24 protein-coding genes are annotated in these 23,501 nt (G+C 38.2%); 11 read left to right on the top strand and 13 right to left on the bottom strand.

What is annotated here, in order from left to right:
* Position 1: 1 nt before the first annotated feature.
* Positions 2-931, top strand: coding sequence for an L-histidine N(alpha)-methyltransferase (locus FRX97_RS03305; RefSeq protein WP_147013365.1), 930 nt, complete (start codon positions 2-4; stop codon positions 929-931).
* On the opposite strand, the gene FRX97_RS03310 is transcribed toward FRX97_RS03305, so the two are convergent.
* Positions 928-2,022 (bottom strand): aminotransferase class V-fold PLP-dependent enzyme, encoded by a 1,095-nt coding sequence (locus FRX97_RS03310; protein ID WP_147013367.1) that lies wholly within the window; start codon positions 2,020-2,022, stop codon positions 928-930. The genes FRX97_RS03305 and FRX97_RS03310 overlap by 4 nt on opposite strands.
* 25 nt (positions 2,023-2,047) lie before the next feature.
* On the opposite strand from FRX97_RS03310, the gene FRX97_RS03315 reads away from it, so the two are divergent.
* Entirely contained in the window at positions 2,048-3,811 is a 1,764-nt protein-coding gene (locus FRX97_RS03315; RefSeq protein ID WP_147013369.1) for a M14 family zinc carboxypeptidase, read from the top strand.
* Here FRX97_RS03315 and FRX97_RS03320 read toward each other — a convergent pair.
* The 6 genes from FRX97_RS03320 to FRX97_RS03345 all read right to left on the bottom strand — a co-directional run bounded on the left by FRX97_RS03320 (position 3,808) and on the right by FRX97_RS03345 (position 9,529).
* Positions 3,808-4,149, bottom strand: coding sequence for a zinc ribbon domain-containing protein YjdM (locus FRX97_RS03320; protein ID WP_223266549.1), 342 nt, complete (start codon positions 4,147-4,149; stop codon positions 3,808-3,810). The two genes, FRX97_RS03315 and FRX97_RS03320, sit on opposite strands and share 4 nt — an antisense overlap.
* 406 nt (positions 4,150-4,555) lie before the next feature.
* Positions 4,556-5,011: a cold-shock protein gene (locus FRX97_RS03325; protein ID WP_147013371.1), complete on the bottom strand. Its 456-nt coding sequence runs from the start codon at positions 5,009-5,011 to the stop codon at positions 4,556-4,558.
* 222 nt (positions 5,012-5,233) lie between these two features.
* Positions 5,234-5,611 carry a nuclear transport factor 2 family protein gene (locus FRX97_RS03330; protein WP_147013373.1) on the bottom strand — a complete coding sequence of 126 codons (378 nt, stop codon included), beginning with the start codon at positions 5,609-5,611 and terminating at the stop codon, positions 5,234-5,236.
* A gap of 81 nt (positions 5,612-5,692) precedes the next feature.
* Positions 5,693-6,100, bottom strand: coding sequence for a response regulator (locus FRX97_RS03335; protein WP_147013375.1), 408 nt, complete (start codon positions 6,098-6,100; stop codon positions 5,693-5,695).
* Positions 6,097-7,197 carry a PAS domain-containing sensor histidine kinase gene (locus tag FRX97_RS03340; protein WP_147013377.1) on the bottom strand — a complete coding sequence of 367 codons (1,101 nt, stop codon included), beginning with the start codon at positions 7,195-7,197 and terminating at the stop codon, positions 6,097-6,099. The genes FRX97_RS03335 and FRX97_RS03340 overlap by 4 nt, the downstream gene beginning before the upstream one ends.
* 55 nt (positions 7,198-7,252) lie before the next feature.
* On the bottom strand, positions 7,253-9,529 hold the full coding sequence (locus FRX97_RS03345; protein WP_147013379.1) for a TonB-dependent receptor: 2,277 nt from the start codon (positions 9,527-9,529) through the stop codon (positions 7,253-7,255).
* 36 nt (positions 9,530-9,565) lie between these two features.
* On the opposite strand from FRX97_RS03345, the gene FRX97_RS03350 reads away from it, so the two are divergent.
* A complete protein-coding gene (locus FRX97_RS03350; RefSeq protein ID WP_147013381.1) occupies positions 9,566-10,243 on the top strand; it encodes a metal-dependent transcriptional regulator in 678 nt (225 codons plus the stop codon).
* 87 nt (positions 10,244-10,330) lie between these two features.
* Entirely contained in the window at positions 10,331-12,553 is a 2,223-nt protein-coding gene (locus tag FRX97_RS03355; protein WP_147013383.1) for an ATP-binding protein, read from the top strand.
* Between the two features lie 157 nt (positions 12,554-12,710).
* Here FRX97_RS03355 and FRX97_RS03360 read toward each other — a convergent pair whose 3' ends face one another.
* From FRX97_RS03360 to FRX97_RS03375, 4 genes are read right to left on the bottom strand one after another with little or no spacing between them, the layout of a single operon-like run.
* Positions 12,711-13,244 carry a nuclear transport factor 2 family protein gene (locus FRX97_RS03360; protein ID WP_147013385.1) on the bottom strand — a complete coding sequence of 178 codons (534 nt, stop codon included), beginning with the start codon at positions 13,242-13,244 and terminating at the stop codon, positions 12,711-12,713.
* Entirely contained in the window at positions 13,231-13,668 is a 438-nt protein-coding gene (locus tag FRX97_RS03365; protein WP_147013387.1) for a peptidylprolyl isomerase, read from the bottom strand. The genes FRX97_RS03360 and FRX97_RS03365 overlap by 14 nt, the downstream gene beginning before the upstream one ends.
* Positions 13,669-13,716: 48 nt before the next feature.
* A complete protein-coding gene (locus FRX97_RS03370; protein ID WP_147013389.1) occupies positions 13,717-14,385 on the bottom strand; it encodes an NAD(P)H-binding protein in 669 nt (222 codons plus the stop codon).
* Positions 14,375-14,875: a DUF6495 family protein gene (locus tag FRX97_RS03375; protein WP_147013391.1), complete on the bottom strand. Its 501-nt coding sequence runs from the start codon at positions 14,873-14,875 to the stop codon at positions 14,375-14,377. The genes FRX97_RS03370 and FRX97_RS03375 overlap by 11 nt, the downstream gene beginning before the upstream one ends.
* A 99-nt stretch (positions 14,876-14,974) precedes the next feature.
* Between FRX97_RS03375 and FRX97_RS03380 the strand changes: the two genes are divergently transcribed.
* Positions 14,975-16,141 carry a tetratricopeptide repeat protein gene (locus FRX97_RS03380; RefSeq protein ID WP_147013393.1) on the top strand — a complete coding sequence of 389 codons (1,167 nt, stop codon included), beginning with the start codon at positions 14,975-14,977 and terminating at the stop codon, positions 16,139-16,141.
* Positions 16,110-17,426, top strand: coding sequence for a YaiO family outer membrane beta-barrel protein (locus FRX97_RS03385; RefSeq protein ID WP_147013395.1), 1,317 nt, complete (start codon positions 16,110-16,112; stop codon positions 17,424-17,426). The genes FRX97_RS03380 and FRX97_RS03385 overlap by 32 nt, the downstream gene beginning before the upstream one ends.
* On the opposite strand, the gene FRX97_RS03390 is transcribed toward FRX97_RS03385, so the two are convergent.
* On the bottom strand, positions 17,423-18,229 hold the full coding sequence (locus FRX97_RS03390; protein WP_147013397.1) for a hypothetical protein: 807 nt from the start codon (positions 18,227-18,229) through the stop codon (positions 17,423-17,425). The two genes, FRX97_RS03385 and FRX97_RS03390, sit on opposite strands and share 4 nt — an antisense overlap.
* Here FRX97_RS03390 and FRX97_RS03395 point away from each other — a divergent pair.
* Together FRX97_RS03395 and FRX97_RS03400 are read left to right on the top strand one after the other, a co-directional pair.
* Positions 18,228-18,806, top strand: coding sequence for a pseudouridine synthase (locus tag FRX97_RS03395; RefSeq protein ID WP_147013399.1), 579 nt, complete (start codon positions 18,228-18,230; stop codon positions 18,804-18,806). The two genes, FRX97_RS03390 and FRX97_RS03395, sit on opposite strands and share 2 nt — an antisense overlap.
* Positions 18,807-18,901: 95 nt before the next feature.
* Positions 18,902-19,618, top strand: coding sequence for a hypothetical protein (locus FRX97_RS03400; RefSeq protein WP_147013401.1), 717 nt, complete (start codon positions 18,902-18,904; stop codon positions 19,616-19,618).
* 5 nt (positions 19,619-19,623) lie between these two features.
* Here the strand turns inward: FRX97_RS03400 and FRX97_RS03405 are convergent, their stop codons facing one another.
* Positions 19,624-20,394 carry a zinc metalloprotease gene (locus FRX97_RS03405; RefSeq protein ID WP_147013403.1) on the bottom strand — a complete coding sequence of 257 codons (771 nt, stop codon included), beginning with the start codon at positions 20,392-20,394 and terminating at the stop codon, positions 19,624-19,626.
* Between the two features lie 20 nt (positions 20,395-20,414).
* Between FRX97_RS03405 and FRX97_RS03410 the strand changes: the two genes are divergently transcribed.
* From FRX97_RS03410 to FRX97_RS03420, 3 genes are read left to right on the top strand one after another with little or no spacing between them, the layout of a single operon-like run.
* Complete coding sequence (locus FRX97_RS03410) at positions 20,415-20,783, top strand: arsenate reductase family protein (protein ID WP_147013405.1); 369 nt, start codon at positions 20,415-20,417, stop codon at positions 20,781-20,783.
* Positions 20,784-20,820: 37 nt separating this feature from the next.
* Positions 20,821-21,342: a tetratricopeptide repeat protein gene (locus FRX97_RS03415; protein ID WP_147013407.1), complete on the top strand. Its 522-nt coding sequence runs from the start codon at positions 20,821-20,823 to the stop codon at positions 21,340-21,342.
* Positions 21,343-21,350: 8 nt separating this feature from the next.
* The gene (locus tag FRX97_RS03420) at positions 21,351-23,495 is read left to right on the top strand and encodes an endonuclease MutS2 (protein ID WP_147013409.1); all 2,145 of its coding nucleotides are present in this window, start codon (positions 21,351-21,353) and stop codon (positions 23,493-23,495) included.
* Positions 23,496-23,501 lie beyond the last annotated feature (6 nt).

Here is a 23,501-nt window from a genome sequence, read left to right on the forward strand (position 1 = left end):
AATGAGCAGTTTTGAATTGGATGTATTACAGGGGCTAAAGGCAACTCCCAAATATTTACCCTCCAAATATTTTTATGATCATAAAGGTGATGAACTCTTTATAAAAATTATGAATTCACCCGAGTATTACCTTACCGATTGTGAGTTTGAAATTCTTTCTGAACAAGCAAAAGATATACTATCACCCTTCGAAGGTTTAGAATACTTTGAAATTATAGAATTAGGAGCAGGTAATGGCAAGAAAACCGTAGAACTTCTCAGGGGGTTAAATACTAAAAAGTTCACTTATAAACCCGTGGACATCAGCTCTAACGCCCTAGAACTACTCTCTAAACGACTAAAAAGAGAATTACCTCAAGTTCGATGTGAACCTGAACAAGGGGAATACTTTAAGGTGCTCGAGAGCCTTAGAGGAAAACACCCAAAACTTGTGCTGTTTCTTGGCTCTAACCTAGGGAATATGGTGGATGAAAGAGCGGCCTCTTTTCTTGGGGCCCTGTCTCAGGTGCTAAATTCGGGGGATAGGGTTTTGCTTGGGCTAGATCTGATAAAATCAAGAGAAATCGTTCTTCCAGCCTACAATGACAAAAATGGATATACTGCAGCATTTAACTTAAACCTTCTTAAAAGGATTAATAAGGAACTGTTAGGGGACTTCCAGCTTGATAAATTTGTTCATTCTCCAGAGTATGATGAGGTTTCAGGGCTTGCCAAAAGTTATCTTACGAGTACTGAAAATCAGGTGGTAAGCCTTAACAAACCAGGAGTTCAAATATCCTTTCAAAAGGGGGAGAGGGTATTCATGGAAGTTTCTAGAAAATACAATGACCAAATTTTGAAAACCCTACTAACGAGAACTCAGTTGCTCATTGAAGAACGATTTTTAGATAGTAGAAAATACTTCTGCGATTATCTTCTCGCTAGAATCTAACTCGAGATGGCATTAATCAGAATTTCCACGTCCTCTTCGGTGTTGTAAAAATGAAACCCTAACCTAACAACACCATTTCTGTAGGTATGAACAATGTTCTTGTTGGTTAATTTCCCTGACAGTTTTCTCTCTTTATCTCGGATACAACAAAAGTTGGCATAGGAGTCATTATCAGGGTTCCCGACAATATTTTCTATTTGAGGAAAGCTCTCAAAAAACTGAGAAAGCAAATTTTTGCCTATTAGATGAGCGTTACTTTCTTTAAGCTTTAAATGCATGTCCAGTGCACTGCTGAGGCCGGTTAAAGCAAAAGGAGCCACATGTCCCGGTTGTAATTGTGCCAAGCCTCTGTCAACGGTATTGGAATTCTCTTTCCAGAGTACGGCAGTAAAGCCACCTGTTTTAATATCTAAGGCACTTAAAAATGATTCCTTGGCAAGGATAATTCCCGAGCCAAAACCTGCATTTAACCATTTATAGCAGCTCATGATAGCACAGGAAATGTTGCTTTTTGAAAAATTGAAATCGGAGTTTCCCGCTGATTGGGTGCTGTCTACAATTATGAATATTTCATGGGCCTTCAATTTCGCTCCAATGAATTCTATATCTAACTTCTGTCCGGAATTGTATTGCACGTGACTTAGGAACAAGAACCTAACTCCTGTCTCCACACATTGCGTTATGATTTTTTCTTCTGAATAAAAACCATCTTCATTGGGTGCAATTTCTATTGAGTTATAGGTGCCTAAAGAAAGTGGTAGTGTTAGGGATGGGTAATCGGTTTTGAGATAGGCAACGCTTTCCAGAGAGTATAGACCAGAAAGTAAATAGTTAATACCTGCTGAAAAGCTAGGAACTAGACCTATTTGGCCAAAATGGCACCCAAAATAAGTTGCAATTTTGTTTTTGAGATCAGATTTAAAAGGGTACTCAAGTTCATCGATATAGGTTGAGCCTTGCCTGTCGAAATTGCGGAGGTAATTCTGTTGTTCTTCTCTTGCTTCCTTGGAGACTAATCCAGTTGCTGGTGTGTTAAGATAAGTGCAGGATTTTAAGGCAAGAAATTCGTAGTTGAGGGTATCGGTTATCATAGATCTAATTTACAATACTTAATGATTGGTTCCATATCTTGCCGAAAATCTAAATGAAATGACCTTTTATCGCTGGTTGGTATTGTCTTTGATATCCTTATTTTTCATTGGTTGTGAATCCATAGAGTTAAAAAAGAGTTTCCCTGAAACGAAATTCGAAAAAAGTTATGGTCTCGAAAGTTCTGATTATCGAGAGACCATAAGTTTTTGGAATGCTGCAAGTAAGATATGCCAGAGACTACAAATAGATTCATTAGGAGAAACCGATAGCGGATTTCCACTTCATTTGGTTAAATGGAATGAAGAGGGAGGAAGCAGTGGTAGGAAAATTTTTATCATCAATGGCATACATGCAGGAGAACCAGATGGAATAGATGCTTGCCAGCTTCTTATTAAGGAGATAGAACAAAACGAACAGTTAATTGAGGAGTTTAAGGATATTGCCCTTTACATTATTCCGGTTTATAACATTGGCGGGGCGTTAAACAGAAATAGTACAAGTAGAGCCAATCAAGCCGGACCTAGGGATTATGGATTTAGAGGTAATGCTCAAAACTTAGATCTTAACCGAGATAACATAAAGATGGACAGCAAAAATGCTGCCCTATTAGCAGTATTACTTGATTCCATAATGCCAACTCTTTTCATAGATAATCATGTTTCAAACGGAGCAGATTATCAGCATGTAATTACACTTTTAACTACACAGGAGCAAAAGTTAGGCGGACCTTTGGAGTCAGTTTATTCGGAGTTTACCAAATCTCTATATCCTGAGATGGAAAGTGCCGGTTATCCCATGGTGCCCTATGTAAATGTATGGGGACGCGCTCCACAAGATGGGGGGATAGAACAATTTTTTGATTGGCCAAGGTACACTACTGGAATGGCTGCGTTGCACCATATTCCTGGATATACTGTTGAAACGCATATGCTGAAGCCATTTAAAGAAAGGGTTTTAGCCACCAAAGCTTTTATGCACGTGTGCATGCGGAAATTGGCAAGTTTTGGGGATGATCTAGTAAAAGCACAAAAACAACAAGTTGATTTTTACGCAAATGCCGACTCCATACCTGTAAACTGGGAGTTAAATAAAACAATAGCTGATAGTGTCTATTACGCGGGATATCAGTATGTTAATGCTGAGAGTAGGGTCGGTAAATTTCCCTTTAAAATCTATGATAGAGACAGCCTGTGGAATGGTAAAATACCCTATTACAATAGCTACACCCCAAATGATTATGTTAAGAAACCATCATGCTATATTATAAAAGCGGGGTACCATCAAATAGTAAGCAAGTTACAGGCCCATGGGGTATCTGTAAATCGTGTTACCGAAAAATATAAGGTTTGGGCAGAGAAAACGGTTATAACCTCCTGGGAAACGAGTAGTAGCGTATACGAGAAGCACTTTCCTCATTATAATGTGTCGATTGAAAGTGCCTTCGACACCCTTTTAATAGAACAAAACGATTTCATAATTAAAACAGGAGGGAAGTACGATAGAATTTTGGCTGAAACCCTTGAACCAACAGCCTTTGACTCGTATTTTAAGTGGAATGCTTTCGATGCTATTCTACAAAGAAAAGAGGGGTTTTCCCCTTACGTATGGGACAAAAAAGCGGCGGAAATCTTAAACACGAATCAGGGCTTAGAAAAGGAATTTAATCAAAAGCTCAATGATGATATTGAGTTTAGGAATAGCCATTATCAACAGTTGCAATGGATTTACGAAAGAAGTGAATATAGCGAATCAGCCTATTTACAATATCCGGTTTACAAGGTATACTAAGCCTTTTTTACAAACTCAGATTTTAACCCCATTGCACCGAAACCAGGTATTTTACAATCGATGTTGTGGTCACCGTCAACCAGTTTGATAGATTTTACTTTGGTGCCGGCTTTAACTGGGTTGGAGGCGCCTTTAACTTTAAGGTCCTTAATTACGATTACATCATCGCCATCGGTTAAAGTATTGCCATTAGTATCTAATACCTCTGGTTGCTGATCCTCGTTTGCCACGACAGCTTCGTCTGGATTCCATTCATGTGCACATTCTGGACAAATTAATAAAGCGTCTAAAGGGTAAACGTGAGGACTTGAACATTTGGGGCAAGGTGGAATGGTCATGATGAATTTTCTTTTGGCGAAGCTATGCTTTATTAGCAAATACAACTTAACATAACTTATTAGTGTTTAGCTGGGAATTTGAATTAATTATGATCACTCGACAATAGGAGTAAAAAAGAGATTTTTACTGCATATTATTATATAAGCACCAGGAAGGTGAAATTAGAATACAGGATTTCATTTTACACACAGAGTTCTGGTTTTTTTATATGTAAATGAAATATTGTTTTTAAGCTGAAGCTTCTTCGTTAAGGTCTGCATTAGTAAAAAGTCATAAACTGTAGTTTGATTCAGTTTACCCGGAGAAACCGCTTATAGAACCCTAGACTTCAAATCATCTAATAATATTGTCTTATAATTAATATTATGTTAAGTATATATAGGTGGAAGAAAATCCACCATAGGATTAACCACCAGTGGATAACTTCACTCTAACTGCACTCATCCCCTTAGGGCCTTTTTCAAGTTCAAAAACAACTTTGTCGTGAACTTTGATGTCCTCTAAACATTCTGTTTGATGAACGAAGTACTTATTCTCGCTCGATAAATCTTTGATAAAACCATATCCTTTTTCATCATTCCAGAAAACAAGTCTACCTTTCTTCTCTAGGTGATTTACACGCTCAGATGCTTTGGGTACTCCAATCTCTATGTTTTCCGCCTTGATCACTTCTTTTTCAGACTCATCTGGTGGAGTATCAACGATGTTACCATTTACATCTACGTAAGCTATCATTTCATCTAAACTACCTCCAGTAGCATTAGCTTTTCTCTCCTCTTTCTTAGCGAGCTTTTCTTGTCTTTTTTTAGCTCTTTTCTTCTCTCTCTCCTTTTTGCTGAAAGTTTCTTGTGATCTACCCATAAAAAATATTATCCGTTTTATTGCGCCAGTGTTGGGATAGCTCCCCTTTCTTGATTCTCTATTACAGTAAGAAGTTTCCCTGTGGTAGTTGACTTAGTCGCTGGTAATTAGAACTGACTGTTGCGCTTTGCCTACAAAGATACGATTTATTAAGCGAATGTTAATGCCCTCCGCTAATTCGCGAGCTTTATAAAAATTCAAACCAAGGTGAAAGGCCAAAATTTATCCTGCATTTACGGGAGCTGGAGTATAGAAAAATTGTTCGTAGGTAATTTTTCCATCTTTGACTCCATAAACACAAATCTCTTCCATTTGTGTCCTACCTACACCCTTAAAAGTGACATCCATTTTCATTTGGACCGAGAAAAAGTCTTCTGCTATAACTGGGTCAGAAACTTCGTTTTTGTGAAATTCTTCCACCGAGTCAGCAAAGTGTTTGGCTTTTTCTATTACTTGCTGTATTCCCTCTGCATTTGGTGCTTGGCTTCCTTCTGGTTCAATTGAAACAATTTCGGGACTGTATAATTCCTGCATTGCAGTTTCAAAATCTCCTTTACGGCAAAGTTCAACTAGTCTGTTTGCTACTTTTTCTGTACTCATAAGATTACTTTTTGAGTACAATTTCAAATAAAATCAAGGGGATAAAAATGACAAAGGTTAATTACAACAAAGACTTCTATTCTAGGCACAATTTGCAACCTTGAATAACTCTTCCCTCCTTATGGGTTTTATGAAGAAATCTCTTACACATTTGTTGGATTTGGCCCTGGAAATATCATCCGGATCAATGGTGGACGAGATAACGTAAATGATAATGTTCTGGTCTTTTAGACTTTGCGTGATTTGATTGTCGAACTCCTCTAGAAACCCCCAGCCATCCATCACCGGCATAAATAAATCTAGAAGAATAACCTTGGGTAATTCTTCTCCAGATTTCAATCTAGATTCTAAACATTGAATAGCTTCTAATCCGTTAGAATAAACTTCTAACTGAGAGTTAGAACCTTCCATTTCGAATAGATGTATGGTAAGACTTTGGTAAACGGGGTCATCGTCTACCAACCAAATTTTTTTGCCCAATTCACTCATATAGCCAGTTGGCAAGGTAAGGAAATTTTAAATTCGGTTCCAACCCCTATCCTACTAGTGGCCTCAATATTTCCACCAACGGCAAGAACTTGGTTTTTAACTAAGAAAAGACCTAGCCCACGCTCATTTGGAAGTTGATGAAAGGTTTGATGTAACCCAAACAGTTTGTTAGGATTTTTTTCTAAATCCATCCCTCTCCCATTATCGGACACCCTAATGACTAAATCCTTTCCTTCTATTTTAGAGGAAACATGAATTCGGGGGGCTTCATTCTCCTTGGAAAATTTTAGGGCGTTACTAATTAAGTTCAGCAGAATGCTATCCAGAAAACCCACCATAGCTCTAAGGCCTGGAACTTCACATTTTTGTGTGATTTCCGCCTTCATTTTCATAATGTCAGCTTGTAGCAAATGAGATACTTTTTCTATGGTAGTTGAAAAAAACTGTTCTGTAAAGTCGTTAGAAGATAAAGTGGCGGAGGCATCCATGACTAAATTTTCGAAAATGCCTTCCAAAATATTGATGGTTTTTTTCTGAAGTTCTAGGTAATCTTTAATCCTATGCATGGATTGAGTTGCATCCATCAACTCGTTCAGCATAAGGAGATTTGCCATCGGTGCTCTAAAATCATGAGCGATGATTTGAGAAATGTCCTTGAGCCTTTTATACTGCTGCTTTAGCTGGCTATTCTTAGTCTCCAACTCTTTTTTAGTTAATTCTATATCGGTTTGCTCATGCGATATAATAATAACTCCATCAACTTTATCATCAAAGGATACAGGACTCATGATATTTTTAAAATACCTTACGTTTCCCTCCGGGTCGGTGTAGATAGTTTCGTACCTGTTTGTTCGACTTTCTGTAAGGGTTTTATTGAGATTGTATTTGAGTTCCTCCGCCGTTTTCGTATCTAAAAAATCATAAAGCCTAGCCCCGAGGAATGAGGCCCTATCGACACCTGGAGCAACTTTATTTATGTATAGGACTATTCCATCAGTATTTAAAACTGTAATGTAGGCTTCCGTGTTTTTTAGGAGGGTATTTAAAACACTATCTAATTCAGATATTTTGGATCTTAGAATATCGGCGTCCTGCATTTCCTGTTTTTTACAATAATAGGACTTAGAACGGATGTTTTGACTAATTCTTTGTTTAAAAAATCCATTTAAGCCCTAAATAAGTTCTACGACCCTGGTTGGGCGCGTATACATAGCTAGGGTCAAATGTTAATGCATTGGGATTGGATGGGGTTGCCACCGCATTTCCTTCGCCATCAAAGGTTACTCCTTTGTCAAATGGATCAAAAGCTCGAGCTATTGAGTTAGCTGCCGGTGTAAAGTTTAGTAGGTTTTTTATCCCTCCATATAATTCAATGTTCTTAAATCCCTTGTAGGAAAAGTTTAGGTTTTGGATGCTCCACCAAGGGCTTTCTTTTGGTCTTGGATCTAGTTCTCCAAGAGTTGGTAATAACATAGGGCCATATAAATTACCGGTATAATCTATTTCCATCTTCCAACTTCTTATAGGGTAAGAAATGGTCCAAGTTCCTGTCCAGTTTTCACTTAATAACGGACGAGATTTAACCATGCTGCTACCCTCCTGCTCCATCAGAAAAACATCTATATAGCTCACTCCTGCTAAGATGGATAACCCCGATTTTAAAACGGCATTGAGGTTTGCCGAAATCCCTCTAGAAACCGAGTAGTTATCTAGATTTTCATACCTAATTTCATTGGGATTGCTTTCGTAATCTGGTATGATTTGATTAGAAAAATGGGTGTACCATGAATTGAAATCCACTCCAAATCGATCTCCCGTTAGGCTGTAAAAATGCTGCTCATAATTAAGGTTTAAGCTTTTACTCTGCTCAGGTTTAATATTAGGAGCAATTACAACTTCTCTGGCACCTGTTAATGCGGCATGGTCTTCAGTAAAAATGTTTACCACTCTAAAACCCGTACCACCGTTAAGGCGGATTGTACTTTGATCGGTAGGATTAAACTTAACTGCAAACCGAGGGGTGAAAATATTTCCATGATTAGATTGATGGTCTAACCTAGCTCCTGCTAACCAACTCCATTTTTTGGATAACTCTTGTTGAACCTGTACAAATACTCCTGGAATATATGTTGCAGATGGATTGTTGCTAACAGTACCTCCAAAATCTTTTTCGGTAGCGGTGGTATTGTCATCGTATATGTTAAACCTATAGGTTAACCCACTTGTAATCCCAATGGAGTTAACTTTTGTATTATGAACCAACTGTCCAAATCCTATTTGTTGTGTGGCATTGTACGATGTAGTTCCGTAAAACGAGCTTTGTTCATGGCGGTTATAGGAAGTTTGTAATTGTAAGTTTTTAATGGATGGAATATCGTACAGAGATACTAGCTCAATACGTTCAGTTTGTATGGTTTCTCCGTAAACAGAATCACCGCCTGCAAATTCTGGTGTCCAATTCATTTCTCCACCCCATCTATCCTCGTAAAAATACCTTGCAGCTACAGAAAAGTGCTTTCCGTTTTTACGATCAACTGCAAGTTTGTTAAATAAAGATATGCGATTTTGTAGGGTTATATCGGTGAAATTATCCCCGTTGTTATCCTTTGGGTTGTTGTATTGAAAATGATTAATTCCAGTAAGTAAGTTCACTCCTTTTCCTATTGGTGTATTTAAAGATAAATCGGTATTGGTCTCTAGCCATGAAGTGGCATAAAAGTCTAGTTCCCCACCAAACTTGGCGTTGGGCAATTTGGTTATGATGTTAATTACACCTCCCAAAGCTTCGGAACCATACAAGGCAGATGATGGTCCCTTTACAACCTCCACTTGATCCAAAATACCATTGGGTATTCCGCTTAATCCATAAACTGTAGATAAACCGCTAACAATAGGCATTCCGTCAATGAGAATCATGGTGTAAGGCCCTTCAAGCCCATTAATGTGGATATCCCCAGTATTGCACACATTGCAGTTAATTTGAGGTCTAACTCCATTAATTCGCTCCAATGATTCGAAAATATTTGGTGCTGGATTTTTGGTAAGGATTGATTTTGTATACACTTCTACCGGAACGGGGCTATCCAGTTTTTTAACCGGATTTAGGGTTCCTGTGACTACCACCTCATTTAATTCAAGGTTGGGTTCAAGATTAATATTTAAATACTGGTTTTTATTAAGCCTTATCTCCTTTGGTTTAAAACCGACAAAGCTTACTAATATTTCAACGGGGTATTCGATTTCCCCAAACTTAAGGACAAACTCTCCGTTTTTATCGGTTGTGGTCCCAGTCTTAAATTTTTTACTGTAAATATTGGCACCAACTATTGCTTCGCCATTTGAAAGAACTTTTCCTGTTATATCTATCTGACCCATTAGGATAATGGGACAAAAGAGTAAATAAAATAGGCTGGTTAATTGTGTCTTCATAAATTTGTTAACTGAGGCAAAATTATAAAGTTAGACATGACTAACAAAATTAAAAAGGATAGACTTACAAAAAACGAAGAGGATTATCTCAAAGCCATATTTTATTTAACGGCTGAACAGCAGGAAGAAAAGGTCGGAACCAATAAGCTAGCTGAGTTTCTTGAATTATCCCCTGCTTCGGTTAATAGCATGGTTAAAAAACTGAAGGGAAAAGGATTTCTTAATTACGAACGTTACGGTAAGCTAGAATTGAGTGAAGACGGGTTTAAAATTGCCGTTAACCTTATTAGAAAGCACAGGCTTTGGGAAACCTTTTTATATAATCACCTAAATTTTGGTTGGGATGAAGTACATGAGGTTGCAGAGCAGCTAGAACATATCCAAAGTGAAAAACTGATGAAAGAATTGGACGCTTTTCTGGGGTTTCCCGGTACAGACCCGCATGGTGATGTAATTCCTGGTGCTGATGGAAGCTACAAAATCCCAGTAAAAAAGACCTTATCCGAAATGACCGCTGGGGCAGTATGTAAGCTGGTTTCCGTAAAAGATGGTTCTGTTCAATTCCTACAATATTTAACGGAACTAGGATTGGAGTTGAGTGCACCGATAGAAATTCTTGAAAAAAGAGATTTTGACGGCAGTATGTCATTAAAAGTGAATAATAAGCGTGTAAATGTCTCTAAAAAGTTCACCCAAAATATTTATGTCATATAATCAACTCTACACTTTATTGAGCCTAATGCGACCTTGTTAACCTCCAGTTAAATAAAGAGCCTTTAATTTGTAGCATATTTCCGTTTTATGAAGTTGGGTAGACTAAGCTACCGGTCCCTTGGTAGCCGGTTAGTTGGATCGTACTTTTTGTTAATCATAGTGTTTTTAACCTGTGTGGGTTTCTTTGGTCTTATTCAAACCAACAAGACGGAAATTCAACGCTACGAGAATTCTCTCATATACATAGAAAATGACTACCTGGCCTTTAGTAGAGATATTCAGGATATGGTGCTCAATGGTTATACTGAGGAGAATTTTTTCAAGGGAAAGGGGCGTCAGTTTAACTGGATTTTGGACAGACATTATGAAAAAATGCAGCGACGCATTTTTCAAATCGAAAAACTAAATCTAGAATTAGGACTGGACATTGGGGATAAGTTGGAGGAATTAAATGCCTTTAATGATTCGATATTCAAAGATTTAAAAATTTTAAAGGAGCTGCTGCTTCAAAGAGGATTTCAGGATAACGGATTAGTGGGTGAAATGCGTAATTACGCCCACCAAATTGAAGATAACGCATATATATCTCCCAAAGATTTGTTGTCCCTCAGGAGACACGAAAAAGATTATCTACTTCGCGGGGATACGGTATACCAAACCAAGTTTAATAAACTGATTGAATCCATAAATCAAAAATACATTCTAGAGGAAAGAGCATCGCTTACCGTAAATCGCTATGCCGAGCTTTTTAATAAAGTGGTTGCTCTTGATATGGCACTTGGCGTTAAATTTAATCAAGGGGTGTACCACCGAGTGGTAAATACCATAGAATCACTGCGGGCAGATTTAGCGGAGGTAATTGGGATCTCGCGAAGTAAAATTGAGGAAAAGAATAAGATCAACAAGAATCTTTTAGCTCTTGTAATTGGTCTGGGCCTTTCAGCATTGGTACTGTTCAGTTTTATCATGTCTGATATCCTTTCCAAGGATTTAAATCGACTGAGTTTTAAAATGTCGGGGTTTGTGGACAACGGGTTCAAATACGATGAGAGTGAATCTCCTATCAATCCTACAATTTTAGAAGTTGAAAAAATCAATAAAAAGTTCGACCAACTAGCTCAACGATTTCAACAAATGTTGAAAGAATTAGAAGAGGCAAAGGAAAAAGCCGAGCAAGTCTCGAATTATAAATCCATGTTTCTGGCCAACATGAGCCACGAAATCAGAACTCCTCTTAATGGAATAGTTGGGATGGTTCACATAATGAAAAAGGAGAATCTTACCGAATCACAGCAACGGTATATGGATGTTATTTCCTTTTCTGCGGACCATTTGCTCTCGTTGGTAAATATGATTTTGGATTATTCCAAAATCGATGCAGGGAAAATGGAATTGGACCACGTAGATTTTGATTTAAAATCGAATGTGGAACAAGTGGTGGGGATATTCCAGCCTACAGCAAATGAAAAGGGAATAAAACTAGAGTTAAACGACAATTTATCAGATGAATTTTGGGTAAGTGGTGATCACATAAGAATACATCAGGTATTTATTAACCTAATAAACAACGCAATAAAGTTCACTAACGAAGGTAGGGTCGCGCTGAATATTAATTTGGTGGAAATAGTGGATAATCACGCTAACATTTTTATTTCCGTTGAGGATACAGGAATTGGTATTCCGGAACACAAAATATCGGGAATTCTCGATGCCTTTGAACAGAGTGATAAATCAACAACCCGGAAATTTGGAGGTACTGGACTGGGTTTAACCATTTCCAATCAGTTACTGGAGTTAATGGGGTCTTCGCTGCAAATTGAAAGTGAACCAGAGAAAGGTTCAAAATTTTCATTCTACTTAAAATTGGAATTGGCGGCCTCAAAGAAAATTACTGAAATAAGAAAAGCGGTTCAGAAGGAAACCAGAGGTGAAAAATTAAAGGTCTTAGTAGCTGAAGATAATTTTGTCAACCAAGAAGTAATTTCCATCATGTTGGATCAGTACAACTTTGATGTGAAAATGGTGGAAAACGGTAAAGAAGCTGTAAAAGAATTTGAGGTCAGCAATTACGATTTGCTACTTATTGACCTGCAAATGCCCGTTATGGATGGCTGGGAAGCTGTGAGCCAAATAAGGTCAAACAATAAATACCAATCCAATCCGGTTCCTCTTATTGCGGTAACAGCTAATGCATTTTTATCGGATAGAGAAAAGGCTTTGGCCCATGGGTTTACCGATTTTATTGGAAAGCCGGTTCAACCAGACGAGCTAGAAAAAGCGCTAATAGGAGCTGAATTAATTTCTACCTAAAGAATAAAAAAGGCCAAGAATAGGAGCAGCAATAAAATAGCAATTGCAGTGGTTCCCCACTTATTGCTTTTGCTAACAGCAAATTCATATTGACAAATCGGACAAACATCTAGGTTAGCGTCAATTTCCATCGCACATGAGGGGCACTCCTTTTTTTTCATTGGTGGATTGTGCTATCGGGTTGGTTAAAGCTGCTTTTTAGGACCAAAACGTCGTCTACAATTTCATTGTAAATGGTCATAGAAAGGTTGTAGTGTTTTAATTTCCAGCCGTTGTCAACCGAATATTCCATAACCCCGCTACCCCTGCAATCTTTCATCCAGGTATCCAATTGTTCGTCGAACCATGCAATGGTGTGGTCTTGATTAAAATTCCAGTAACGTGCTACAGGTTCAAAAGCCCATGCCTTTCCACGGTCAAAATATGGCTTTGAGAAGGAATAAAACATTTCCTTACTCCATCTCTCCGAGGAATCAGTTCCAAGGAAAACAAAGTCTTCGCTACAAACTGAAAAATAAGACTCCAGGTCTGCATTGGCTGCATCCAAATGCCATTTATTAATTGTGGAATCTAAATAAGCAATTTGCCGGGCCGTCTGTTCGTCCGAATACGAAACAGTACTTTCATCACCATTCTGACAGGACCAAAGCAGTCCCGTCAGAAGAATGAATATTATTTTAGTTATTCTCATGGATGTCGATTTGGAGAATTTTATCTCCCATTCTAATGTCATCAATAATGTCGGCGCCTTCTACCACTTTTCCAAAACAAGTATGGTTACGATCTAGGTGTGCGGTATTTGTTCTTGAATGACAAATGAAAAATTGTGAACCTCCGGTGTTTCTTCCCGCATGCGCCATGCTCAATACTCCTCTATCGTGGTATTGATTTTCTCCGTCTAATTCACAGTCAATGCTATAACCAGGTCCGCCTGCACCAGTACCATCTGGACAGCCCCCTTGGATTACAAAATCTGGGATTACTCTATGGAATGTAAGTCCGTTGTAGAATCCATCTTTGCTTAATTTCACGAAGTTGGCCACTGTTTTAGGGGCATCTTTTTCGTAAAACTCCACTTTCATGTCACCTTTTTCGGTCTTTATTGTTGCTTTCATCTGAAAAAATTTCTGCAAAGCTAAGGGGATTAATTTAAAAACTACGCTTTAGTCGGACGTGTAATCCTTGGCGAGTTCAAATAGTTCGTCGGCCTCAAAAACAACGGTATCACAATTCAAGTCTGAAGCCTTTATCATTGATTTGGCAACTGTTTTGGCTGGAATTGCACGGTATTTTTTTAGATAGGGTATAAAAGCGATTAGCCAACTAAGTTTTGCGGCAAACTGTTCTCCCAATCTCTTTTCTTTTCTCTTACCAGAAAGCAACGAGGGACGAATTATAACACAATGCCTAAACTTCAGTTTTTTAATGGCTTGTTCTAACTGCCCCTTAACACGGGTATAAAAAACATGAGAATTTTGGTGTGCTCCCAGCGAAGAAACAAGTACGTAATTCTCTACTCCTTTTTCAGCTGCAAGTTTTGCAAAGTTTAATTGGAAGTCGAAATCCACCTTATACTGCTCTTCTTTGGACCCAGCCTTCTTTATTGTAGTTCCAAGACAGGAAAAAAGCACGTCTCCAGAAATTTCTTCCTTAATGCTGTGTAGCATTTGAAAGTTGGTAGGGATAAACTCTAATTTATCACTATCCAAATCCACCTGATTTCTTCCGAAATATTTGATTTTCTGATAGGTAGGGTTCTTAATCAGCAACTTAATGAGCTGTCGTCCCACTAATCCTGTCCCACCTATTACCAATGCCGTTTTAGCTTCCATTACTCAAAGTTTTGAGTATTTCGTAAAGGTCACCCTCCACAGAAATACGCGCCCCCGCTTTAAGATGCTTGTATATTTCCAAAGCTCTATTGTCGGGTTGGAATTTTTTAAGCTCCTTAAAAATACTCAATTTATCTAGGTTGTCCTTAATTGCGGTAGAGAGCTGTTTAAAATTATAATCCATCCATTGCTTAAAATCCACCTCACCTCTTAGCCCAATTATTATTGCCTCTTCTTTAAGGAAATGAATAGCGTACATGAGGTTTTCATCTAGGTGGTTGATGTAATTTATTTTGGATAAGCGTGATTTCCAGACGCCTTGCGAGAAATCTAAAAGCATCTCCCCCATTTTTTTTGGCTGCTCCTTTTTAATAGTCTCCCACTCTTTTGCCTCTATGCCACTCATTGCTAGATATTGTATGAATTCCTTCTCCAATCCATGGAGCTCTTTTAAACTTAAGATGGGAAAAAGGTGATTTTGGTCAGCCATATTTTACAGTAATCGAATTGTTTTCGCTTATCAAGGGGCAAATATGGTCATTGTTCGTAATCTGAGAAAACGAGGGCAACACTTAGGTATTTTTAATATATGAAAGTGCGTAATTTCCTCAATTCATCTAGTCTTTCGATTTGGTTTTTGGCCATGTGGGCGGCTGTAATCATTGTTAGATTATTTGAAGCCATTTCTATTGTCGAGAGTGGTGCAATTGGCAGTGTGTTCAACTTGTTTATTCTGAGTTTCTGGAATGATTTGTTGTTCGTTTTGTTAACTACGATCTTAATGGCAATACCCCTATTTTTAGTTGAATCATTGATCCCAAGGTTAAGCTCTAAGGTGCTTAGGTTTTTAGGGGTTTCATTAATACTGGTTGTTTCTCTTTGTACATTCTATTTTATTCGTAATCACCAGTTTATTCACTTTACAGAAATTAGAGAATTAGGTGGTGAGACCTTAACTATTGCCGATTTCTTTAAACCAATTTTCACCTTCTATAACTTCGTTATCTTTTTCTTTGCTACTGCGGTTTTTTCCTTGCTTAGTCTCAGAAGAAGCAATTTTAGAAACGGTAAAGCACTGTTAACCTATGGCGCGATGACTGTGGTGCTAATGTTTGTGGTAGACAACCTAAATTCTAGGGCGGCAAGCTATTCTATGGCCGCTAACAAGGGTGTAGCCTTTGTTGAGAAGTCAGGTACAGCATTGCACATGGTTGTTGAGACTTCAAAACAAAATGGAGTGGAATTACTTACCCAGAAAGCAAGTTTAGGAGATGGATTCTCAGATTTATCGGTTTTTTCTGAGAATAAAACTGAAGACTTACCAACTCCAAGCATTAAAGGGAGTTTAGGAGAAGTTGACAACGAGATTATCGCTTACGTTAAGGAAAATAATTTGGCGGGAAAATCCTCAGGATCGTTGTACAAACTATCGAGGGAAAAGGCCTATGACAAGAACTTTTTTGAGGCCGAGAAGCTTGCGAGATATCTTCTTTATCGGGAGTCGGAAAGTGCAGACTATAATTTAAATCTAACCCAAATATTAGCCTGGCAAAACAACTTTGCAGAAGCCATTGAACAAGGGGAAAAAACATTAATGCTTGCCCCGAATTATACCGATGCATACTTGGTTTTAGCTGATATTCATTATTGGAATGGAAATAAACCAAAAGCAATTCATATTTTAGATTCCGGAATCAAATTCGTAGATAATCCGGAACCTCTGTATGACAAAAAGACCTTCCTCCTCAATAAGTAAATCTTGGAATCTAACTGTAGGACTTACGCTATGCTTTATAATCCTAGCACTAACTGGGCTTAAAGCGCAAGATGGAAAAGACCGTTTAGCCAATAGGTATTTTGAGATTTCCAAAACTTATGCCTACGCCAAAACTTACGATTCGGCTTTTGTATATCTCAATCGCGCTTTAAACTTAAGTCCTAGCAATCTTGAAATGCGAACCTTTAAGGCTAGGTTACATGGTTTCACAGGTAATTTTGATGAGGGTATTGAAGTAGCAAAGGGTGTGCTTCGAGATGATCACCGCTATGTACCTGCATACTTATGTCTATCCGACCTTTTTATTTGGGCTGATAATAAGCCCCAGGCTTTAAATACCGTTAAAAATGGCCTTTATTTCTCTGCGTCAAACGTGGAGCTTTTAGAGAAAAAGGCTTTGTTGGAGTACGAATTAGGTCAGGCTGCAGAATCGGCAGAGACGGCTGAAAAATTACTTTATTACGATCCAAGTAATGACACGGGACAGAAACTAAGATCAAGTTTAAAAAAGGAGATTAAACGAAATGACGCTGGGATAATCTACAATTTAGATTCTTATGAGAATATACTAGGAAACGCCAATGCCCTCTCCTACTACTACACACGAAAAACTGGGACAGGTCCACTTACCATTCGTTTAAATCAAGCAATTCGTCAAGGAAAAACAGGGTTTCAATTAGAAGCCGACTGGTATCCACGACTAACCAAAAGGTCGTATCTGTACTTAAATGCAGGATTTTCTGCCTCCGATCTATTTCCGCCACTTCGCTTGGGTGCAGAGTACTATTACAACTTCGAAAAAGCTTGGGAAGGGTCTATCGGGTTTAGATATCTTCAGTTTAATCAAGAAATTAGACCAGTTCTACTTACTGGGCAATTGGGGAAGTATTTCGGAAGCAATTGGATTAGCGGTAGAATGTTCCTAGGGTTTACGGGGGTACCGAAAGTAACACGTTCGTACGTATTCTTATTCCGACACTATTATAAGAATCCAGAGCAATGGTTGGGGCTAACCGTTGCATTTGGGTTTGTTCCTGAAATCGGCACCTTCCAAAATACAACCAATATTGGTATTGATCCGGAGTCTGGACTTCCTATATACTTAAATAGAACTCGAAGAATTGGGGTTTCCTATCAGCAGCCGTTTAACAAGAGTTGGTGGGCAAGGTTAACTATTGGTGCCGGTCAGCAGGAAATGCAGGATTTTCCTGGGATCTACGATGACTTTTTCTGGGGTTCAATTCAAATAAACCACAGCTTTTAATACTCAATCAGATCACTGGATTTAAACCAAATTTGTCCAGATATACGACCACTTAAAAAGTTGATGTTGTTATAGATTTCTTGAGTTACTTTCGAGTGGATTTCATCTGTAGTAGCTTCCTTTAGTTTATTAGCCATAAATGCAGGTTCTGTGCTGTACAAAACGAAAATTTCGAATGGTGACTCTTCCTCATAACCGGCAACATCAATAGCCTTTATACGGTTTCTAACAAAGTCTAGATCCACTTCGTGTCGGTACATGTGAACGGCTATTCTGTTTGATATTTCCCCCATGAATCGCAGTCGTTTTACTCCTTCCGCAAAGTGTTTTCCCGGCCAACCTATGTAATGCGTAATGATTTTATCGGGTAGGTAGGATTTTAATTGTTTACAAAACCTTTTAAACTCCCTAAAATCATCTCCATTATCCCAGAATTCGAACTCAATAAATATCCCATCATATCCAACTAAAAGATCCTTATATAGCAACAAGGACATGGGTTCATAAGAACTAGGGGAAACGACTGCATGGGGTGAAATTCCTGCTTGTTTTAACTTGTTTATTAAGGTATCGTTTAATGCAGGGAAATTTTCGAACCAAAATTTTGAAACATATAAATAAGCCGTATTGTAACCATCTGCATGCATGTAGCTAATAATGGAGTCTATTCCATCTACATTACATTCAAGATCCTCTATGCGATCAATCATTAAGCCTTTCTCCTGCCCCTTTATGGTCTTAAAAGGGCATAGCACCAAAAAAATAAAACCTATAATGATGGTGGAGAAGTAACTTTGTCTCATGTTCAAATACTACGTGATAAATAAACCCTTTGATGTTTTAACGGGATTTACCTCCGAGAAAGGTGTGCGCAATTTAAGCGAGTTATTCAATTTTCCTAAGGATGTATATCCTGTTGGCAGGTTGGATAAAGATTCGGAAGGTTTACTTGTTTTAACCAACGATCCTAGTTTGAATAAATTGTTATTGGATTCTCCAAAGTCCCCCAAGAAAGAGTACACTGTGCAAGTGGATGGAGCGATGACCTATGATGCTGTCAACCTACTAAAAAAAGGAGTAACTATCCGGATAAAGGGTCGGGAATATTTGGTTACAGCCAAAGGTGCAGAACTTACTTCAGAACCCGATTGGATATGGGAACGAAATCCACCCGTAAGATTCAGAAAAGCTATTCCCACCTCCTGGCTTAAAATTGAACTAAATCAGGGGAAAAACCGGCAAGTAAGAAGAATGACAGCGGCAGTGGGACATCCAACACTGAGGTTGATTAGATCTGCCATTGGAAATTTAAGAATCGAAGATGTAAATACTACGACAGAATTTAGCAAAAAGGATCTTTTAAATGCGCTAGGCATTTAAGTTATGCATCCATTTCAACCAAATTAAATTGGGATTTATCGAATTATGCATATATTTTAACTAGTCATTCGTTATCTAAGTTAAAATATCTACCTATGAAGAAACTAGATCCCAATTGGTTAACCGAAGGCTACATTGATTTTGAATACAAGCAATATATTTTGCTCGATTACCTTCAGAAGGTATCACGATCCTTCAAGCGAAAAAGTTTATATCCAGTACTTTCCGATTTAGTTTTTCACTACAACAATCTTTTACGACTCAAAGAGAATAAGAATTTCCTTAGTTCGCAGGTTCCAAAAAAGCTAGATCGTATAGACCTCAAAAAATTGAAATTAGTTTATGAGGAAGTGGATCTGGATGACAATAACATGAAGGAATTAGAAAAGCTTGTGGAGTTTTCTATTCCTCGTGTGGAAAATGAAATTAGAAACGGGAAAGAGCTATTCGATTGGGTTGAAGATAACATAGAGGTGGACCCTATTGGGTTGAGACCTTTGTATGATAAGGAAGGCTACCTGTTTTTAACATACGACGGATTGGCTGAGGTTATGATTTATCAATACAAGATGTCATCCATAAAAAATGATAAGGACAAATTCTTTGCATTACACACCCAGCTTGTAAAAACAGAGGAGAAAAGTGTGGCCAACCATTATCATCAGATTAAGCTAAACCTATTAGCTTCAAATAAGGAATTACCCAATCCTGCAACGTTTTTAGTTGTGGCCAAAAGAAGGCTACCCTTTAAAGCCACATTACTTCCGGTTGCAGAAAGGCTATTGATGCGAACCTTAAATAATGCGGCCTAAAGCGTTTATTTACCTCCGTTTGCGGAAATGTCGTTTCTACAAAAAGCATCTAATTGTGGGATGTTTCCTCCCATTAGGTTGCCTAGGTTTGCCGATGTTTCTGCTTGGAAGAACATGAGGCAGTCTTCAGTCGTACAATGAGCTCCATGCTCTCTATCCTGATGATCATCTACCATGTCCGTTCCATTGTTTACCAGCCCAAACAAATGGCCCAACTCGTGATTTAAAACTGTTGTTTCAAGTGTGGTTTTAGACGGTTTTTGATCTAGTACTGAAGAACTGCTATTGTCCTGAATTGTCTTTTGGAACAAGCAAATTGAGGTAGACCTGTAGGCTATTCCAAGTACTTTTGCATTTTCGGTGTCTTCTGAGTAACCCGTATTTGTGAACAATACAAAAATGCTGAGTTTATCTCCCGAAGGATATTCACCACGTTGTTTATCCTCGAAATTTTTGATATCCGTAACAGTTAATTCACTTTTACTGAAAGCGGGAATAACTCGTTCTTTTACCGTAATGCCATCTGGTTTGTTCGCAAACTGATTAATGAAGTCTGTAAGGTTGTTAAGACTTTGTTGGTTAGGAGAAAAGCCTTCTGGATAAAGCACTTCCAGAACCAATTTTTTGTATTTACTATCGCTTAGAATTTCATTGGCGAATTTACCAGCAGACTGGTTGGTACTGCTTGGGCCCAAATTGGTTTTATCACAAGAAACTATGATAGTTATTAGTGCGATTAAGCTGTAAAGAGAGAGTTTTTTTAAATTAATGGTCATAATGGTAAATTTTATTTGATATGCATTTTAGTCACGATGAATTGGTACTAATATACAATGGAGAAGATCCACGAGATAAAAGAACCTTGGCATACGCAACAAGCATGGCGCCCAAAGTTAATAAACAAGAATTATCTTCAGTACGTGTCTCTTCCACTCTTTTTGAAAAAGCATTAGATCAGCTAGGGATGACCGCCAAGGAAGTTATTAACAAGGCTAATGAAGACTACCAGCGGGAACTAAGGGGTAAGGAAATGTCTAACGAAGAGTGGTTTAATCACATTTTAAAGAACCCTAAATTACTTAAAGCACCCATAGCATTATATAAAGGAAGAGGGGGTTTATGTAATTCTGAGGCGGATATTTTAAAACTAAAATCCGCAGGCTAAAAGTTCTTGTTATTTTTGCCCCCTATTTCAAGTAATTATGGGGAAGTTCAACAAGGAAATCAAATTAGTAATTAGTATAGCTTTAACTGTTTGGGCAGTTGCACAATTTGCCGAGGGAAACATTGGTTATGGTATTCTGTTAGTTCTAGCGGCTGCTATTGTTATTCTTTTGATTTTTAGAAATGAGCGAATTCTAATGGCTTTTTATCACTTGCGTAAAAACGACATGGACAAGGCCGCTCAATCGATTGAAAAAATTAAGCACCCTGAGAAATTAGTTAAGTCTCAAGAAGCGTATTACTATTTTTTACAAGGATTACTGCACTCGCAATCTAAAGGTATAGGCAAGGCCGAGAAATACTTTGTGAAAGCGTTAAATACAGGGCTTAGAATGAAGCATGACCAGGCGATGGCAAAGCTAAACCTTGCTGGAATTTATGCAGCCAAAAGAAGAAAAAGAGAGGCGCTTAACTACTTAAATCAAGCTAAGAAACTTGATGAGAAAAAGCTGCTATCCGATCAAATAAAGATGCTCCAAAGCCAAATGGGCAGAATTTAAGGCGTTAAATGAAGATAAGCGATAAGGCACTTCAAGAACTCGGTTTTGATAACATCCAGAAGGAAATCTCTACTATTTGTTCCTTCCAAAGATCTAAGGACTTAGCCTTAAAATTAAGACCATTCAAAAATAAAGTAGCCTTTAAAAAGGAGCTCGACTGTTGCTCGGAGATCCTTTCCTTTGAAATTCAAGGCCAATCTATCCCCTCCTTTTTTGTTGGAGAAATAGAAGAAGGATTAGCCCAACTTAAAATACCTGAATATCAGGTTTCTGCAGAACATTTCCTAGGTTTTGCCGACACGGCTTCTACCCTGCTTCGAACTCAAAAATTTATAAAGTCCCGAGTCGATTTCTTTCCCAATCTCCACGAAAAAATAGGTGCTATTTCGGTTGAGAAATTCATTATTGACCAGATTAACAATGTTTTTGACAAATCTGGCGAGGTAAAGTCATCTGCAAGTGAAGAACTGGGAAGGATAAGACAATTACTTGCCTCTAAAAAACAAGAATTCAACCGGTTGTTTCAGCAAGCCTTGCTTAAGGCCGGAGGTTCGGACTCACTTGCGGAAACAAAAGAGTCTATTTGGGATGGAAAGCGTGTGCTGGCTATTAAAAGTGAACAAAAGAAGTTTGTTAAAGGAAGGTTCCAAGGGATTTCTAAAACGGGTAAAATTACCTATTTAGAACCCGAAGAAACCATTGAGGTTACCAACGAACTTAGGTTTCTAGAAGCCAAGGAGCAGAATGAAATTGCTCGTATTTTATTTCAACTATCCGAAGACATAAGACCCTTTAGAGAGGATTTAATAAGCTATCATAAACTGCTGTCTTGGTTGGATTTATGTTGTTCTAAAGCTAGGCTAGGCAAAAAGATAGGTGGCATTTTTCCGAATATAGATCTCAAATCTTGCGATATAGATTTACGCAATGTGTACCATCCCGTATTACTTATGAAATCGGGTAAATCTAATGTGGTGCCCCAAAGTTTAAAGCTGGATCAAAAAAATAGGTTTTTGGTTATCAGTGGGCCTAACGCTGGTGGAAAAAGTATCAGCTTGAAAACTATTGGTCTTAACCAAATTATGGCACAATCTGCCATCCCCATACCGGTTGATGAAGGCTCGAAACTGGGTTGGTTCGGAGAAATTTTAACAGATATAGGTGATAATCAAAGCATTGAGAACGAACTTAGTACCTATTCATATCGCCTAAAGCAGATTAAGCATTTCTTGGAAAATGCAAATAGCAAATCTTTGGTATTGATTGATGAGTTTGGGTCGGGTTCTGACCCAGAACTCGGTGGTGCATTGGCAGAAGTATGTTTAAAAGAGCTTTACAAGCGAAAATCTTATGCGGTCATCACAACCCACTACGGGAATATAAAAGTATTGGTAGATCAGCTCCCTGAGGCAAGAAATGCCTCCATGATATTTGATTTAAAGGAGTTGAGCCCTACTTATAAGTTGTCTGTTGGTAACGCAGGAAGTTCTTTCACCTTTGAAGTGGCTGAAAAATTAGGTTTGGACAAAAAGATTCTTAATCAAGCGCGCCAGAAGGTTAACCGAAAAAAGATTGAACTTGATGAAAGTTTAGCCAAGGCGCAAGCATACGAAAGCGAATTAAAGGAGCTTAAAAAGAAATATGCCGAAGCGACTCAAATTAAATCTAAGGCTACGAGAGATTTTGAGGACAGGTCGGAATATTACGAAAAGCAATACCAGCAGCTTCAAGATTTACTTCAAAAGTCTGATAAGGAAATTTCCCTTGGAAGAAGGCTCAAAACCTATATTTCTACCTATCCTGGGCCAAACAAAGATGGCGAATGGTACGAAACCTTGGTAAAATACATTCTAAAAGAGCAAGCAAAGCTTAAACAAGAATTAAAGAGTCAGAAGCCGAAAACTCCTCCTAAAGAGGAAAAGACTAAAAAGGAAACAGAATTTTCTGGGCATTTATTAAAGCGAGCACGCAAGAACAAATCAGAAAAACCTACAGAGATAGCCAAGCCTAAAGAAATTAAGGTAGGAAGTAAGGTAAGTGTTTTGGGCAGTGCTACAAAGGGAAGGGTGACAAAAATAGAAGGGAAAAAGGCCTTCGTAGAAATCGGTGGATTCGCAACCAAGGTAGCACTAGAAAATCTAACAGCAATCTAGGAAGGT

The organism is Luteibaculum oceani, from assembly GCF_007995015.1.
In the GTDB taxonomy this organism is placed as follows: Bacteria; Bacteroidota; Bacteroidia; order Flavobacteriales_D; family Luteibaculaceae; genus Luteibaculum; species Luteibaculum oceani.

Excerpts from the sequence above, each read along its gene's own strand:
- FRX97_RS03355 (WP_147013383.1), top strand. The coding sequence starts at position 10,331 with ATGAAGTTGGGTAGACTAAGCTACCGGTCCCTTGGTAGCCGGTTAGTT.
- FRX97_RS03310 (WP_147013367.1), bottom strand. The coding sequence starts at position 2,022 with ATGATAACCGATACCCTCAACTACGAATTTCTTGCCTTAAAATCCTGC.
- FRX97_RS03395 (WP_147013399.1), top strand. The coding sequence starts at position 18,228 with ATGTTCAAATACTACGTGATAAATAAACCCTTTGATGTTTTAACGGGA.
- FRX97_RS03305 (WP_147013365.1), top strand. The coding sequence starts at position 2 with ATGAGCAGTTTTGAATTGGATGTATTACAGGGGCTAAAGGCAACTCCC.
- FRX97_RS03370 (WP_147013389.1), bottom strand. The coding sequence starts at position 14,385 with ATGGAAGCTAAAACGGCATTGGTAATAGGTGGGACAGGATTAGTGGGA.
- FRX97_RS03420 (WP_147013409.1), top strand. The coding sequence starts at position 21,351 with ATGAAGATAAGCGATAAGGCACTTCAAGAACTCGGTTTTGATAACATC.
- FRX97_RS03340 (WP_147013377.1), bottom strand. The coding sequence starts at position 7,197 with ATGCAGGACGCCGATATTCTAAGATCCAAAATATCTGAATTAGATAGT.
- FRX97_RS03400 (WP_147013401.1), top strand. The coding sequence starts at position 18,902 with ATGAAGAAACTAGATCCCAATTGGTTAACCGAAGGCTACATTGATTTT.
- FRX97_RS03380 (WP_147013393.1), top strand. The coding sequence starts at position 14,975 with ATGAAAGTGCGTAATTTCCTCAATTCATCTAGTCTTTCGATTTGGTTT.
- FRX97_RS03345 (WP_147013379.1), bottom strand. The coding sequence starts at position 9,529 with ATGAAGACACAATTAACCAGCCTATTTTATTTACTCTTTTGTCCCATT.
- FRX97_RS03410 (WP_147013405.1), top strand. The coding sequence starts at position 20,415 with ATGCATTTTAGTCACGATGAATTGGTACTAATATACAATGGAGAAGAT.
- FRX97_RS03405 (WP_147013403.1), bottom strand. The coding sequence starts at position 20,394 with ATGACCATTAATTTAAAAAAACTCTCTCTTTACAGCTTAATCGCACTA.
- FRX97_RS03325 (WP_147013371.1), bottom strand. The coding sequence starts at position 5,011 with ATGGGTAGATCACAAGAAACTTTCAGCAAAAAGGAGAGAGAGAAGAAA.
- FRX97_RS03415 (WP_147013407.1), top strand. The coding sequence starts at position 20,821 with ATGGGGAAGTTCAACAAGGAAATCAAATTAGTAATTAGTATAGCTTTA.
- FRX97_RS03350 (WP_147013381.1), top strand. The coding sequence starts at position 9,566 with ATGACTAACAAAATTAAAAAGGATAGACTTACAAAAAACGAAGAGGAT.
- FRX97_RS03390 (WP_147013397.1), bottom strand. The coding sequence starts at position 18,229 with ATGAGACAAAGTTACTTCTCCACCATCATTATAGGTTTTATTTTTTTG.
- FRX97_RS03375 (WP_147013391.1), bottom strand. The coding sequence starts at position 14,875 with ATGGCTGACCAAAATCACCTTTTTCCCATCTTAAGTTTAAAAGAGCTC.
- FRX97_RS03330 (WP_147013373.1), bottom strand. The coding sequence starts at position 5,611 with ATGAGTACAGAAAAAGTAGCAAACAGACTAGTTGAACTTTGCCGTAAA.
- FRX97_RS03335 (WP_147013375.1), bottom strand. The coding sequence starts at position 6,100 with ATGAGTGAATTGGGCAAAAAAATTTGGTTGGTAGACGATGACCCCGTT.
- FRX97_RS03385 (WP_147013395.1), top strand. The coding sequence starts at position 16,110 with ATGACAAAAAGACCTTCCTCCTCAATAAGTAAATCTTGGAATCTAACT.
- FRX97_RS03360 (WP_147013385.1), bottom strand. The coding sequence starts at position 13,244 with ATGAGAATAACTAAAATAATATTCATTCTTCTGACGGGACTGCTTTGG.
- FRX97_RS03320 (WP_223266549.1), bottom strand. The coding sequence starts at position 4,149 with ATGACCATTCCACCTTGCCCCAAATGTTCAAGTCCTCACGTTTACCCT.
- FRX97_RS03365 (WP_147013387.1), bottom strand. The coding sequence starts at position 13,668 with ATGAAAGCAACAATAAAGACCGAAAAAGGTGACATGAAAGTGGAGTTT.